This is a genomic window from Paenibacillus sp. An7 (assembly GCF_009870785.1).
Lineage (GTDB): Bacteria > Bacillota > Bacilli > Paenibacillales > Paenibacillaceae > Paenibacillus.
The window spans coordinates 126,293-139,918 of the sequence record NZ_WTWX01000005.1; the positions used below are offsets into that span (position 1 = coordinate 126,293).

At 43.0% G+C, this 13,626-nt stretch carries 17 protein-coding genes; all 17 read right to left on the minus strand.

What is annotated here, in order from left to right:
• Window positions 1-6: 6 nt before the first annotated feature.
• The gene (gene dxs, locus GQY27_RS08965; RefSeq protein WP_160033431.1) at window positions 7-1,914 is read right to left on the minus strand and encodes a 1-deoxy-D-xylulose-5-phosphate synthase; all 1,908 of its coding nucleotides are present in this window, start codon (window positions 1,912-1,914) and stop codon (window positions 7-9) included.
• A gap of 128 nt (window positions 1,915-2,042) precedes the next feature.
• Complete coding sequence (locus GQY27_RS08970) at window positions 2,043-2,945, minus strand: polyprenyl synthetase family protein (RefSeq protein WP_328802975.1); 903 nt, start codon at window positions 2,943-2,945, stop codon at window positions 2,043-2,045.
• Window positions 2,942-3,196 carry an exodeoxyribonuclease VII small subunit gene (gene xseB, locus GQY27_RS08975; RefSeq protein ID WP_160033433.1) on the minus strand — a complete coding sequence of 85 codons (255 nt, stop codon included), beginning with the start codon at window positions 3,194-3,196 and terminating at the stop codon, window positions 2,942-2,944. The genes GQY27_RS08970 and xseB overlap by 4 nt, the downstream gene beginning before the upstream one ends.
• The gene (xseA, locus tag GQY27_RS08980; protein WP_160033435.1) at window positions 3,186-4,547 is read right to left on the minus strand and encodes an exodeoxyribonuclease VII large subunit; all 1,362 of its coding nucleotides are present in this window, start codon (window positions 4,545-4,547) and stop codon (window positions 3,186-3,188) included. Before xseA ends, xseB begins: the two co-directional genes overlap by 11 nt.
• Window positions 4,548-4,561: 14 nt before the next feature.
• Window positions 4,562-5,419: a bifunctional methylenetetrahydrofolate dehydrogenase/methenyltetrahydrofolate cyclohydrolase FolD gene (gene folD / locus GQY27_RS08985; protein WP_160033437.1), complete on the minus strand. Its 858-nt coding sequence runs from the start codon at window positions 5,417-5,419 to the stop codon at window positions 4,562-4,564.
• Between the two features lie 23 nt (window positions 5,420-5,442).
• On the minus strand, window positions 5,443-5,892 hold the full coding sequence (gene nusB, locus GQY27_RS08990) for a transcription antitermination factor NusB (protein WP_160033439.1): 450 nt from the start codon (window positions 5,890-5,892) through the stop codon (window positions 5,443-5,445).
• Between the two features lie 144 nt (window positions 5,893-6,036).
• On the minus strand, window positions 6,037-6,270 hold the full coding sequence (locus GQY27_RS08995; RefSeq protein ID WP_160033441.1) for a DUF2273 domain-containing protein: 234 nt from the start codon (window positions 6,268-6,270) through the stop codon (window positions 6,037-6,039).
• Between the two features lie 13 nt (window positions 6,271-6,283).
• Window positions 6,284-6,823 (minus strand): alkaline shock response membrane anchor protein AmaP, encoded by a 540-nt coding sequence (amaP, locus tag GQY27_RS09000; protein ID WP_160033443.1) that lies wholly within the window; start codon window positions 6,821-6,823, stop codon window positions 6,284-6,286.
• 103 nt (window positions 6,824-6,926) lie between these two features.
• Window positions 6,927-7,340 (minus strand): Asp23/Gls24 family envelope stress response protein, encoded by a 414-nt coding sequence (locus tag GQY27_RS09005; protein WP_160033445.1) that lies wholly within the window; start codon window positions 7,338-7,340, stop codon window positions 6,927-6,929.
• 117 nt (window positions 7,341-7,457) lie between these two features.
• Window positions 7,458-8,801, minus strand: a complete 1,344-nt coding sequence (gene accC / locus GQY27_RS09010; RefSeq protein WP_160033447.1) for an acetyl-CoA carboxylase biotin carboxylase subunit — start codon at window positions 8,799-8,801, stop codon at window positions 7,458-7,460.
• A 67-nt stretch (window positions 8,802-8,868) separates the two neighbouring features.
• Window positions 8,869-9,369: an acetyl-CoA carboxylase biotin carboxyl carrier protein gene (gene accB, locus GQY27_RS09015; RefSeq protein WP_160033449.1), complete on the minus strand. Its 501-nt coding sequence runs from the start codon at window positions 9,367-9,369 to the stop codon at window positions 8,869-8,871.
• Window positions 9,370-9,508: 139 nt separating this feature from the next.
• Window positions 9,509-10,219 (minus strand): SpoIIIAH-like family protein, encoded by a 711-nt coding sequence (locus tag GQY27_RS09020; RefSeq protein WP_160033451.1) that lies wholly within the window; start codon window positions 10,217-10,219, stop codon window positions 9,509-9,511.
• A 64-nt stretch (window positions 10,220-10,283) separates the two neighbouring features.
• Window positions 10,284-10,925 (minus strand): stage III sporulation protein AG, encoded by a 642-nt coding sequence (gene spoIIIAG, locus GQY27_RS09025; protein ID WP_160033453.1) that lies wholly within the window; start codon window positions 10,923-10,925, stop codon window positions 10,284-10,286.
• A gap of 27 nt (window positions 10,926-10,952) precedes the next feature.
• Window positions 10,953-11,684, minus strand: coding sequence for a stage III sporulation protein AF (gene spoIIIAF / locus GQY27_RS09030; RefSeq protein ID WP_160033455.1), 732 nt, complete (start codon window positions 11,682-11,684; stop codon window positions 10,953-10,955).
• 95 nt (window positions 11,685-11,779) lie between these two features.
• Window positions 11,780-12,970: a stage III sporulation protein AE gene (gene spoIIIAE / locus GQY27_RS09035; RefSeq protein ID WP_160033674.1), complete on the minus strand. Its 1,191-nt coding sequence runs from the start codon at window positions 12,968-12,970 to the stop codon at window positions 11,780-11,782.
• A gap of 23 nt (window positions 12,971-12,993) precedes the next feature.
• A complete protein-coding gene (gene spoIIIAD / locus GQY27_RS09040; RefSeq protein ID WP_160033457.1) occupies window positions 12,994-13,383 on the minus strand; it encodes a stage III sporulation protein AD in 390 nt (129 codons plus the stop codon).
• 30 nt (window positions 13,384-13,413) lie between these two features.
• Entirely contained in the window at window positions 13,414-13,617 is a 204-nt protein-coding gene (gene spoIIIAC / locus GQY27_RS09045; RefSeq protein ID WP_160033459.1) for a stage III sporulation protein AC, read from the minus strand.
• Window positions 13,618-13,626 lie beyond the last annotated feature (9 nt).

Genomic DNA, 13,626 nt, shown 5'->3' on the forward strand with positions numbered 1-13,626 from the left:
ATGGGCTCAGGAAGGCAGACTTGTTTTTGGAAGATCATAAGCATATTGTAACTTCAGCTTGCGCATTTCCTCACACACGGATTCTGCCGTAAGACCAACCTCTTCCCGCTGTTCCTTCACACTGCCGTGTTCAACAAACAAATCTGGAATCCCCATAAGGTGAACCTTTGCTTCGTACATCCCTTTTTCAGAGAAAAATTCAAGTATGCTGCTTCCAAGGCTGCCTGCTTCACAAGCTTCTTCAAGTACAATCATCTTCGTATCATTCTGAGCAAGCTCCATTAAGAGTTCATGATCCAGTGGTTTGAAGAATCGGGCATTAATTACACTTACCTGCATGCCGTCGCGTTTCAGCATTTCCGCAGCTTCTTCCGCCACTTGAATCATAGGACCAGCAGAAATAATGCTATATTTCTCACCTTGTCTTACTGTCTCCCATGAACCAATTGGAATTGTCTTCAGTTCCTGATCCATCGGAACACCGACAACATTAAGTCTAGGATAACGGTAAGCAATCGGTCCATCATTATATTCAAGAGCCGTCTTCATCATATGTCTAAGCTCATTCTCATCCTTAGGCATCATGATTACAATATTCGGTATATGACGCATGAACGCCACATCATAAACACCTTGGTGTGTCTCCCCATCTGGACCTACAAAACCGGCACGGTCAATAGCAAACATGACGTTGGCATTATGCCGACAGATATCATGTACGATTTGATCATATGCTCTTTGCATAAAGGTTGAATAAACAGCAAATACAGGTTTCAGACCTTCCATTGCAAGCGATGCACACATCGTTGCCGCATGTTGTTCTGCAATACCTACATCGACCATCCGGTCAGGGAACTCTTTACTAAATGGAATGAGACCTGAACCGCCCGGCATGGCAGGAGTGACAGCAACAATCCGGTCATCCTGTTTTGCAAGTTCAATTAGAGTTTGACCAAAAATATCAGTATACATCGGATTTCCTACTGATTTTAGTACTTGTCCTGATTCAATCTTATATGGGGAAATACCATGCCATTTAACAGAATCGGCTTCCGCCGGTTTATAACCTTTACCTTTGGTGGTTACTACATGGACAAGAACCGGCCCATTTACATTATCTGCTTGTTTGAATGACTCTATAAGTTTCGGCAGATCATGACCATCCACAGGTCCAAGATAAGTAAAACCAAGTTCTTCAAAGAGAACACCGGGTACCATCATATATTTAAAACTGTCTTTGAGCCATCCAGCAGATTTAGCTAATCTGCCGCCAATGGCAGGAATTTTATTTAAAAGATACTCAACTTCATCTTTAGCTTTCAAATAATGGCGATCCGAGCGAATTTTACTCAAATAATTATGCATAGCCCCGACATTAGGTGCTATAGACATTTCATTATCATTTAGAATAACCATCATTTTCTTCTGTTCATGACCAATGTGATTCAGCGCTTCAAAAGCCATACCACCTGTTAGTGCCCCGTCACCAATAATCGCAATCACTTTATTGTCTTCGCCTTTTAGATCTCTGGCATATGCCATTCCCATGGCAGCTGACAACGAAGTACTGCTGTGACCGGCTTCCCAGACGTCATGCTCACTTTCGTTTCGTTTCACAAATCCGGACATTCCCTTATATTTGCGAAGCGTATCAAAACGATCCATACGGCCTGTAAGTACCTTATGAACATAGGACTGATGACCAACATCATATATCATTTTATCTTTTGGACTGTTATAGCAGTAATGCAGGGCAACCGTGAGCTCTACCACTCCCAAATTCGGCGCCAGATGCCCCCCTGTGTACGATAGCTTCTCAATGAGAAATTGACGTATTTCTTCAGATAGAGAGACTAGTTCATCCACAGACAATGATTTCAGATCGTTAGGTTCCTTAATTTGTGGAAGCAGCACGTGAAATCCCCGCTTTCCTTCATAAATTTTTGATAAGTATCTCCAAACATAGTCCCCATTATATCACATCACAACCTAAATCATAAATTTCGTCATTTTCCGATCTTGAATTTAGGCGTTTTTTTCGATTAATGATCTCGTTTCATGAGATAATCTGCTATTTCAAATAGACGCGCTGGGTCAGGAATTCCCCCTTGGATAAGTGCATCCTTAGCCGACTCTGTGAGACGTTTCACTTCAGCTACGGATTCTTCCATCCCGATGAAGTATGGATAGGTTACCTTCTGCTGAGCAATATCACTCTGTGTTTTCTTGCCGAGTTTCTGTTCATCACCGATTAGATCAAGAATATCGTCCTGTATCTGGAACGCAAGACCCAAATCTCGTCCAAAAATACGTAAAGCATCAAGTTGTTCTTCGTTTGCTCCGGCGATGCGACCTCCCGCTACAAGTGAGAAAATCATCAAATCTCCGGTTTTGTGAAGATGAATATATTCTAATTGAGACATAGAGGTCATTCCTTGCTCACCTTCCATATCTGCAACTTGACCGCCGACCATTCCGCGTGCACCCGCATACTCAGATAGATCTTCAACAATATCAAGCAGACGATCTGCAGGGATACCATACTTTCTACCCGACTGAATGATACTGTAAAAAGCATGCGTTAGCAGTGCATCCCCTGCAAGAATTGCCATGGCTTCTCCGTACACTTTATGATTCGTGAGTCTTCCTCTGCGATAATCATCATTATCCATTGCAGGAAGATCATCATGAATGAGTGAATACGTATGCACCATTTCTACAGCAGCCGCTACCGGTAAGGCCGCTTTTTGGTCTACTCCAAAGGCTTCTGTAGCTGCAAGCACGAGGACAGGGCGCAGCCTTTTTCCACCCGCCATGAGCGAGTACATCATCGATTCTTTTAGATGGGTTGGTACATCCCAGTCCGCCGGTATAACCTGCTCAAGTTCATTCATGAGCAGGTCAGCGATGTTCTGGATATAGAGCTCTATGGAAGGTCTCGTCACAGAGAGACACCGCCCTCTTCTTCCATGCCGCCAAATGCTTGTTTGCGGTAAGCTCCATCTTCTTCTACTATAATCTCTATTTTACGTTCTACTTGCTCAAGCTTATGGTTACAGAGCTGAGACAGCTTCATTCCACGCTGGAACAGCTCAATTGCTTGTTCCAAAGGAACATCCCCTCGTTCGAGCTGGTTAACCACTTCTTCAAGTTCAGCCATTGCTGCTTCAAAACTGAGTTCCGCTTCATTTGTCATTCTTATCATCCTCCTTTATTTCCCGCACTTCACAGGAGAGTCCACCATCACTCAGCTTGATCTTAATTACATCACCTGGCATTACATCATTGGTAGATTTCACAAGCTGTTTTTCGTCTTCATTATAGACAAGGCTATAGCCTCTCGACATTACCTTCAATGGACTTAACGCGTCTAGATGTCTAAGATTTGAACCTAGCTTCTGACGTGTTTCTTTTATTTGAATTCGCATTGCTGCTTCGAGCTGTCTCCGGTTTTGTATAACCTGCTTCTGAGCAGCGGCAACTTGGTCTGAAGGATTAAATCTGGACAAAGAGATCTTCATCCGTTCTTGTTTCTCACGTGCAAAGCGCAGCTTAGAATCTGTAGATCGCGAAAGTCTCATGGTCAGCTGATCTAATCGTTCTGTGTGCTGAATCAGAGACCGGCTTGGGTTCACAAGCACGGATGAACGGGATAACTGATTTAGTCGTTCTCTTCCATGTCTTGCTCTCATCATCAAACTTTGCTTCAGTCTGCGCTTCATTACGTCAACTTGGTCCTTAAGATCCAACTGGTGCGGAACGGCAAGTTCTGCTGCCGCTGTTGGGGTAGCTGCACGAACATCTGCAGCAAAATCAGCAATTGTAAAATCGGTTTCATGACCTACCGCAGAGATAACCGGGATTTCAGACTCTGTAATCGCTCTTGCGACGATCTCCTCATTAAATGCCCACAGTTCCTCTAACGATCCGCCTCCGCGGCCTACAATAACCACATCTGCTTCTGCCATTTGATTCACTGCTCGAAGCGCTCTAACGATCGATGGCGCAGCAGTCTTCCCTTGTACAACGACAGGATATAAAATAACCTCAGCAAGTGGATAGCGGCGAGTGATGGTGGTAATAATATCTCTCACTGCTGCACCAGTCGGTGAGGTGATTACGCCTATCGTTTTTGGATATCGTGGCAAAGGACGTTTGCGCTGAGCAGCAAACAAACCTTCCTGTTCTAATTTCTTTTTTAATTGTTCATAGGCCAAATACAGACTGCCGATCCCGTCAGGCTGCATTTGGGTTGCATAAAATTGATATTGTCCATCTCTTTCAAATACGGTGATATTCCCTTGAGCGATGACTCTCGCTCCTTCCTTCGGAATGAAAGGAAGACGTCGATTATGTGTTGCAAACATAATCGACTTAATTTTGCTTCCTTCATCTTTCAGGGTGAAGTACATATGACCGCTCGAATGATGAGTAAAATTCGAAATCTCCCCGCGAATCCATACACTGGACAACAGGTTATCTGAATCCATCTTCATCCGGATATAACGATTGATATCTTTTATAGAATAAATTCGCTGTTCTGCCATCAGAACACCCCTTTTTAATTCAGACCATGAGCACGTTTTGCAGAAAGCAGCGTATTTTGCATGAGCATCGTAATTGTCATCGGTCCCACTCCGCCAGGAACAGGAGTAATTGCACCCGATACTTCTTTTGCACTTTCAAAATCAACGTCGCCTGCAAGTTTACCAGAATCTAGACGATTCATGCCTACGTCGATGACAACCGCACCTTCTTTAATATAACTCGCATCAATGAAGTTAGCACGGCCAATAGCCACAACCAGGATGTCTGCTTGCTTTGCAAGTTCCTGCATATTTGCTGTACGTGAATGACACATGGTCACTGTAGCATTTTCGCGCTGTAGAAGCAGAGATACCGGTTTACCTACAATGTTACTGCGACCAATAACAACTGCATGTTTCCCGCTAATTTCGAGCCCCGTACGCTTAATCAGTTCAATAACTCCTGCTGGTGTACAAGGAAGTAGACTGTCGTCTCCAATCACCAAATTACCAACATTTACAGGGTGGAATCCATCTACATCTTTATCCACCGAAATTGCATTTATCACTTTTTTCTCGTCAATATGCCCTGGTAAAGGCAATTGCACCAGAATTCCATTAATACTCATCTGACGGTTCAATCGATCAACTAATGCTAGAAGCTCTTCTTCAGACGTATCTGCAGAAAGGCGATGTACTTCAGAATAGAAACCAAGATCATGACACGCTTTCTCCTTATTGCGTACATAAACTTGTGAAGCCGGGTCTTCTCCAACAAGAACTACAGCAAGCCCTGGAACAATACCTTGTCCTTTTAGCTGTGCCACTTCTTCTGTTATTCCTTTACGAATCTCTTCAGATACCTGTTTTCCGCTAATAATCGTTGCCGTCATGTCTCTTCTCTCCCTTGATTTGACTAGAGGTTTGATTTTAAAGTATCAATATCTTGGATCATTTTTCCGAGTACTCCATTAACAAATTTACCAGATTCAATTGTACCAAAATGTTTGGACAACTCAATCGCCTCGTTAACGGATACTTTTGCTGGTACATCTTCACGATACAACATCTCATAAGCTGCCAATCTCAAAATTTGACGATCGACTCTGGATAAACGGCTCACTTGCCAGCCTTTCAGATAATCGACAAGAAGTTTGTCGAGTGCATCTTTCGTTTCCCATACCCCGCGAACATGCTCAAGTACGTATGCACGCAATGCCTCTTCACTCTTAACCTCAACTTCTCCTTCATTATCTTCCGCTGCTTCATTAAACAGCATATTTACAGCTTGCTCAGCCTCCACAGCGTTCATTTCCATAGAATACAAACTTTGTACTACAAATTCCCTCGCCAAACGTCTTTTCATTTCCTGCCTCCTGCTTCTTTCTCATATACATAACCTATTATCCTTATTCTTCACACAAAAAAACCTGCGTTATGCTAATCTTTTCCCAAAAATGGACATGAAGAAACTGCAGCTCTTTTTGGCAAAAATAGCATATCACAGGTCTTATTTGAATGGACGCCAGCGTTCAGATAGATAACCCACCCAGTTCCTCCAAGGAACAACAAGGGGTAAGCTCTCATCTCTCCTTCTGCCAAGCGTATATCCGATAAATACCACGAGTGCAAAGAACAACATATCCCAAAATCCAAACATTAAATAAACAATACCGAAAAATAACCCTCCGGCAATTCCAATAATCCGACCTCTATGACTCTCCCAGATTTCTTTCCACGGCATCCGTGAGTCACCTCTATTCTACTCGGCTCTTATAGTTCGGTGATTGCACAAGATTAGCAATATATACCGATACATGTGATACCGGGATTCCTGTAATTTCTTGTACATAGTCATGAATTGCTTTTTGTAATTCTGTTGTCAGCTGAGGAATTGAACTTTCTCCATCAACGATCGCACGAATTGTAATCTCAAGGCCCGCTTCCGTAACATGGATACGAGACTTCACATCACGAACACTTCGGAATTTAGATGAGGCCTTCAGACACAGATTTTCAATCGTTTCCATCGAAATCTGGACATCACCATACTCCGTCCGCTGATCAACAGAGGGAAGCGAACCTTGATCTCTGCGAACAGAAATATAGAAGAACCGCATACTAAGTAAGAACAGAACAGCGGCAACTGAAATAACAATAATCTTTGTCATTTCATCATACTGAATCTGAACAAGATCAGGAATAAGACCGCTTAAAAGGAGGATTATCAGTACAGATATAATGCCAACACTTAAACTGTAAATAAACAGCAAAAGCCTGTCCAGTATTTTAGCCACGAACAGAATAACCTCCTCAATCAACAAATAAAAAACCTTACATCCAATCAAAAAGGAAGGACTAAACCCCTGGTGCAATCACCGGGGGTTTAGGTCAACTATTTTATTTCACACGCTGTGGAGTCAGCTCAGCCGGGTCATTCACAATTTCAGCCGTTTTGAACTGAACATCATGTACCTGCACATTGACTTCCACAACCGTTAATCCTGTCATGTTCTCAATGGAGCGTTTCACATTTTGTTGGATGGAAGAAGCAACATCAGGAATACGATTTCCATATTCGATGATTACAGAGACGTCAACAGCAGCCTCGCGTTGACCAACCTCGACTTTTACACCCTTGGACAAATTTTTACGACCAAGCAGTTCAGCAAAGCCGCCAGCAAAGCCACCGCTCATTCCTGCTACACCGCTGACTTCAACGGTTGCTAGACCCGCGATTACTTCAATCACTTCTGGTGCAATCTGAATCTCACCAATCTCAGTTCTTTCAAATTCCGTCGGCAATGTGCTCATGATATCAACACACCTCTCAAAGTTTAAGTTTCCTTACGTCTACAAGAAGACACGCGTACTTATTATTCATACTATAGCATTCGCTGGACATTATGACAAACAAGCTTATTATGACAATTAAATTTCGTTTTCTTCCAAAAATTTAATATCAAAATCGCCTTTGCCAAACACCGGATGCTCAAGCAATCTCATATGGAATGGGATCGTAGTAGGAATACCTTCTACCGCAAACTCAGAAAGCGCGCGTTTCATCTTGCTAACTGCCTCATCCCGTGTAGGAGCCCATACAATTAGTTTCGCAATCATAGAGTCATAATACGGCGGAATGTTATAACCTTGGTAGGCAGCGCTGTCTACCCTTACTCCCGGACCTCCAGGAGGCAGATAGAAATTAATTTTGCCTGGAGCAGGCATAAAATTACGGCTAGGGTCCTCTGCGTTAATTCGGCATTCCATGGACCAGCCGTTAATCGTAATATCTTCCTGAGTAAAGGACAACGGATTTCCTTCAATTACAGAAATCATTTCTTTGATGAGATCCACGCCTGTAACCATTTCTGTAACAGGATGTTCTACCTGAATACGGGTATTCATTTCCATGAAGTAGAAATCCCCGTTAGGGCTGAGCAAAAATTCAAGAGTTCCTGCTCCAGCATAGTTTACAGCCAGTGCAGCACGTACCGCAGCATCCCCCATACTTTTCCGCGTTTCTTCGCTTATGATCGGACAAGGTGCTTCTTCAATCAGCTTTTGTCTTCTGCGCTGAATGGAGCAGTCTCTTTCTCCTAAGTGAACCGCGTTACCATGCTTGTCAGCAATGATCTGAATTTCTACGTGTTTCATACCTGTTAAGAATTTTTCGAGATAAACGCCAGCATTACCGAATGCTTTTTGTGCTTCCTGCTGGGCCGCAGTGATTTGTTTGATCAGAGATTCTTCATCCTCTGCGATGCGAATCCCTTTCCCTCCGCCGCCGGCAGTGGCTTTAATAATAATAGGATAGCCGATATCGCGAGCAATCATAACTGCCTCATCTAAATTCTCAACCAGTCCATCAGAGCCAGGAATAACAGGCACACCTGCATCTCTCATCGTCTGTTTTGCAACCGCTTTGTCTCCCATTTTGGTAATAGCATCCGCTGATGGGCCAATAAAAGAAATGTTGCAAGACTCACAGATTTCTGCAAAATCAGCATTTTCAGCTAAAAAACCATAGCCGGGATGAATGGCATCGCATTCTGTAAGAGTTGCAACACTCATTATATTTGTAATATTAAGATAACTCTCTTTAGAAAGAACAGGACCGATGCAGTATGCTTCATCTGCAAGACGTACATGCAGCGCATCTCGGTCTGCCTCTGAATAGACAGCTACCGTTGAGATGCCTAGTTCTTTACAAGCGCGAATAATCCGAACAGCAATCTCGCCACGGTTGGCAATCAATATTTTTTGAAAATTCATTTATATATCCTCCTTTGGAGCTTTACTCTAATGAAACCGTACTACAGAGTGGTTCACCAATAGGAGATTACTCCGATTTAACCAAGAACAACGGTTGACCGTACTCAACGAGTTGACCATTCTGTACGAGGATCTCAACGATCTCGCCTTTAACGTCAGCTTCAATCTCGTTCATGAGTTTCATTGCTTCTACAATACATACGGTTGTTTTCTCCGTCACTTTGCTGCCTGGACTTACAAAGGCTGCTGCTTCAGGCGACGGTGAGGAATAAAATGTACCCACCATAGGCGAAACAATCTTATGTAAATTGGATTCTGTCTTCTCAGATGTTTCCTGAACAGGCGCTGCTTGATTTCCAGGCGCGTTACTTACAAATGGTGTATGGCTAGGCTGCATCATCTGAGTTACAGGCGGATATGCGCTTACGTTTACTGGTGCTTGTACATATTCAGTCGGACCTGGCTTGCGTATTGTCAGTTTGGAACCTTCGTTTTCAATCTCAACCTCTTGTACAGAAGTTTCATCAATCAGCTTTATTAATTCTTTAATTTCATTTAATTTAAACATGAATTATAGTCACTCCTTCGGCATACTGCCATCTTCACTCGGACAGTGATAACGTTATGTATTATATCACAATCATTAGAAATGGAAAGAGCCCGGAAACGTTGTCCCCGGGTATCTTCCCTAAAAGTGAGTACGCTGTTTATTCTTTTACATACTGTACTCGAACTTTATCTTGTGTTACATCAAGCTCATTAATGACCATATCAACGATTGTAACCGCATCTTTTGCTTCCAGTTTTTCGCTGATTACAACCACTTTATATTGGTCGTTATCCTCTTCTACAATCGCATTTGCGTATTGCTGAGAAAGTTGCTCTTCAATTCCTGTAATTTTCGAATTTTTCTCTTCTAGTATGCGCAGTTGCTCCACTGCTTTTGCATTCTCTTCTGGTGTTTTACTGTTATCGCCTGCTGCTGCAAGCAGTTCACTCTCTATTCTGGAATTCTCAGCAGTACGCTCCCATTGGTAGTTCTCAAATATATTAGCAGCAGAAGCGGAGGTATTTTGAGTTTCCATTTCTTTCAGTACTTCTTCATCGGTTTTTGCCGCATCCGTTTTTTCCGAGGATACTTCTTCTTCGACTACTGCATCAGGTGCAGCGGGAGCTCCTGTCTCATCTGTTTGTTCCCCTGTTACCAGACCTTCTGTAACGACTTCGTTCACAACAAGTCCATCCAGCGGATTCGTTGCGGAAGCTTCCAGTGCATCACTAGGCGTGCCTTTAATTTGTTGTGTTTCTGCGACCTGGTTAGATGTCCCCGTATCTTCTGTGAACAGATAGTAAGCAGAAAGTACGACCATTAGACTCAGCATCGATACGAGCCATATCGTTTGTCTTTTATTAGTCATTGTTTTATTCCTCCCAAAATGATTTAAGTTTATTACATCTCCCACCTACAGGTGAGGAATGCATCTACTCTTGTTTCCTTGGTACAACCGATATTCGATAGGATTCAACGTTTAGTCCTTTTTCGACAGCTTCTGTAATGAGATCTTTGACAATTTTATTCTCGGCCCCTTTTGCAACGACGAGTACACCGCGGATTTGAGGTTTGATCTTCTTGGTAATAATGGGCGATTGGTCTCCTGAAATATCATAAGTTACAATTTCCCCATCTCTTGAGTACTGAGTTATACTGCGCTTCCCGCCATTTGCGTCTGTTTCCTCCGTATTTTGCTGTGTATCCTGCCGGTTTCTCTCGACCACAATTTCTTCTGTAGAATCAATGGTAACCATGACATCCACTGTTCCAACGCCTACAATTTGTTCGAGTATCCCTTTAATTTTGGATTCAAATGCATGCTCAGTAGTATCAAAAGGGGTCATCTCACCTTCTGCAACACCAAAAGCAGATTGTACACTATTATCCAGCGGAGGCTCTCTCCCCACATTCTCTGTATCGATCTCTTTCACATTAATGAAAGAACTAATGATGATAATAGCTACACCGATCAAGCCGACAATTATTAACCACCGGAAGGTTTGCGTTCGTTTCGTTGTTCCTTCATCAGAAGACCCGATCCATTTATTTAAGCTGTTTCTCAGTTTTCCCATTTCAGCTGCTCCTTTCGGTTTACGTCGTTACAGTTCCGTGTTTCTTTCAGGTTTCAAAATAACAATGTGTTTGGCATCAACCTGCCACTGTCCTTCGATCAAAGACGTGATCTGATCTGCTTCTGTTCCTGTCATAACAGAGACAGCTTCCTCTCCTGAATCATATGGCCTCTCTTCCGGTGCATCCTCTTCGTTCGTAAGATCAGATATTCGGACTGAAATGGGATTCTGATCAACAGGAGTAATTTCTATCGGCCCGTTCTCTGAACTCATCGTTATTTGTCTATCTTCATTACTTTGTCCCATCGTGACTTTCACACTGGTGATTGAGGTTAGTTCAGCACTCTTGTCCGTTTTTTTCTCGGTTCCAAGGATAACGCTGACCGATTCAACCGGAAGCTCCGTTTCTCTTTCGATCTGCTCTTTAATTTGATCTGCTACTTCTTTAGCCGCCCACTCTCTGGCTTTCAAATCTTGTTGCTTATGGAGCTTTTCCCCTTGGTCCAGGATGTCGTCCAGTGTCATCGCCTGGATCTGTCCCCCGTCTTTCGTCCAGTCCCTAAGCGCTTCCTTAAGCCTTGCATCGGGTTCACTGCTTAGCAGATTGATTAAGGGGGTGATTAATGTCAGGAGTATTAGCAAACTCAGTACAAGCTTGACATACCGCTCCATAGAGCGATTTGGAAGCAGCATATCCACAAAGGTAGCCAGTAAAACGACCAGTATCAGTTCTCGCAACCATCCGCTCAGCCATTCCACTGTATCCACCTCCGTGTTGTACGTTTTTACATCCTCTTTTTATTGCGTTGCTCTGACCTAAGGGTACCTCTGATTCGTCATTCCCCTTATTACGATCACCTCAACATTACCGTCATATTTCCAGCTGTCAGCATGATCGTTATCGCAAGAAAGAACATGAGACTGACCGCTGCGAGCGCAGCGAAGACATAAATTAAACTTTTGCCGATCGCCTGCAGACATCCCACAATCGGTGTATCGCCGAGGGGCTGCATCAAGGCTGCTGCGAGATTATATATAAAAGCGAGAGTCAAAATCTTGAGAGCCGGGAATGCACATAAGAACAAAATAATAATGACTCCCGCAAGTCCAATCGAGTTTTTAACTAACAAGGATGCGGTTATCACCGTATCAGTTGCATCTGCAAGAACTTTGCCGACGACGGGAACAAAATTGCCTGATACATACTTTGCTGCCCGAATCGTAACTCCATCGGTAACCGAACTTGTCGCCCCTTGTACAGAGATAACGCCTAGAAAAATCGTTAGAACGACCCCCAGTACTCCAATTCCAATGAGCCTAAGCAGGTTTGCAAGTTGTGTCAGCTTGTACTTGTCCGTTAAAGAACTGACTAAATGCAGAACAGCTGAGAAAAATAAAAGCGGAAATACGATCTTATAGATCAGTACGCCGATCGTGTGAATCATAAATACGATAAGTGGATGTGTAACACTGACGGTTACGATGTTCCCCATAGATGCAAGTAAGGCAAACAACAGAGGAATCATAGCGAGCATAAAATTAATCATCCGATCGATCGCTTCTTCGGCATAACCAATGGCGACACTAAAGCTGTTAATCGAAATGACGATAATCACCATATAACAAATGGCGTAAGCCACTTTACTTATCGTACTTTTTTCGAAGGCCGTTTGAAGAGTCTCTAAAATCATACTTAAGATGTTCAGCATAATGATCGTAACGAGCAGCTTTGCATTGAATAGAACTTCATGTAACAAATACTGGCCTATTGCTCCAAACATATTTTTTATACTTAGTGATTCTCCACCGGGCATCAGCATGTCCATAAATGAGGGCAGCTTGCCTTCAGGAAAAAAACCTCCGTATTCATCGATGAGAGACTGCCAGTACCTTTCCACCTGCTCTGTCGGCAGTTGTTCAACTTGCTTATTGGCCCAGTCGGTTACAGGGGAGTCCGCAAAAACCTGGTTTGCAAGTGCAAAGAAAAAACACAACATCAGTGTGACAATCACGATCTGATTGCGGGATCCACTGGAATTTCTCATCACATCTTACTTCCTCCACCTCTTTATACCGGCAGCAGCTTCATCACCGTTTCAATAATAATGCTGATAATAGGTACAGCCAGTACCAGAATCAGCACTTTGCCGGCAAGTTCAATTTTGGATGCAATGCTTTCTTGTCCCGCATCCCTTACAATTTGTGCGCCAAACTCTGCAATGTAGGCAATACCGATAATTTTCAGTATTGTTTTTAGATGGATCTCATCCATTCCGGAGGATTGGGCCATCCTCTCGAGTACCTGGAGCACAGCACCAATTTTGCCGATAACAAACATGAAGATTAGGATTCCTGCTGTTGTTGCAATTAAAAACGCAAACAGCGGCTTTTGTTCTTTGACTATAAGAATCAGGATGGTCGCTATGAGTCCAAGTCCTACGATTTGAATGATTTCCATTTCTAATCACCTGTTTAGATAAGGCTCTATTTAATGAAAAAGGAAAATAGATTTAATCTCCTGGAGCAAATTGTCGAGCATTCGCACTACCATGAACAAGACCACCACAAAGCCAATTAACGTGACCCAGTGCGCCATATCTTCTTTTCCCATTTGCTTTAGTACCGTATGAATCATGGCGATGATAATGCCGATACCTGCGATTTGAAAGATCGCATTCACTTCTAAATTCATTTACTTTGG

Excerpts from the sequence above, each read along its gene's own strand:
- xseB (WP_160033433.1), bottom strand. The coding sequence starts at position 3,196 with ATGACAAATGAAGCGGAACTCAGTTTTGAAGCAGCAATGGCTGAACTT.
- xseA (WP_160033435.1), bottom strand. The coding sequence starts at position 4,547 with ATGGCAGAACAGCGAATTTATTCTATAAAAGATATCAATCGTTATATC.
- folD (WP_160033437.1), bottom strand. The coding sequence starts at position 5,419 with ATGACGGCAACGATTATTAGCGGAAAACAGGTATCTGAAGAGATTCGT.
- nusB (WP_160033439.1), bottom strand. The coding sequence starts at position 5,892 with ATGAAAAGACGTTTGGCGAGGGAATTTGTAGTACAAAGTTTGTATTCT.
- GQY27_RS08995 (WP_160033441.1), bottom strand. The coding sequence starts at position 6,270 with ATGCCGTGGAAAGAAATCTGGGAGAGTCATAGAGGTCGGATTATTGGA.
- GQY27_RS09005 (WP_160033445.1), bottom strand. The coding sequence starts at position 7,340 with ATGAGCACATTGCCGACGGAATTTGAAAGAACTGAGATTGGTGAGATT.
- accC (WP_160033447.1), bottom strand. The coding sequence starts at position 8,801 with ATGAATTTTCAAAAAATATTGATTGCCAACCGTGGCGAGATTGCTGTT.
- accB (WP_160033449.1), bottom strand. The coding sequence starts at position 9,369 with ATGTTTAAATTAAATGAAATTAAAGAATTAATAAAGCTGATTGATGAA.
- GQY27_RS09020 (WP_160033451.1), bottom strand. The coding sequence starts at position 10,219 with ATGACTAATAAAAGACAAACGATATGGCTCGTATCGATGCTGAGTCTA.
- spoIIIAG (WP_160033453.1), bottom strand. The coding sequence starts at position 10,925 with ATGGGAAAACTGAGAAACAGCTTAAATAAATGGATCGGGTCTTCTGAT.
- spoIIIAE (WP_160033674.1), bottom strand. The coding sequence starts at position 12,970 with ATGAGAAATTCCAGTGGATCCCGCAATCAGATCGTGATTGTCACACTG.
- spoIIIAD (WP_160033457.1), bottom strand. The coding sequence starts at position 13,383 with ATGGAAATCATTCAAATCGTAGGACTTGGACTCATAGCGACCATCCTG.
- spoIIIAC (WP_160033459.1), bottom strand. The coding sequence starts at position 13,617 with ATGAATTTAGAAGTGAATGCGATCTTTCAAATCGCAGGTATCGGCATT.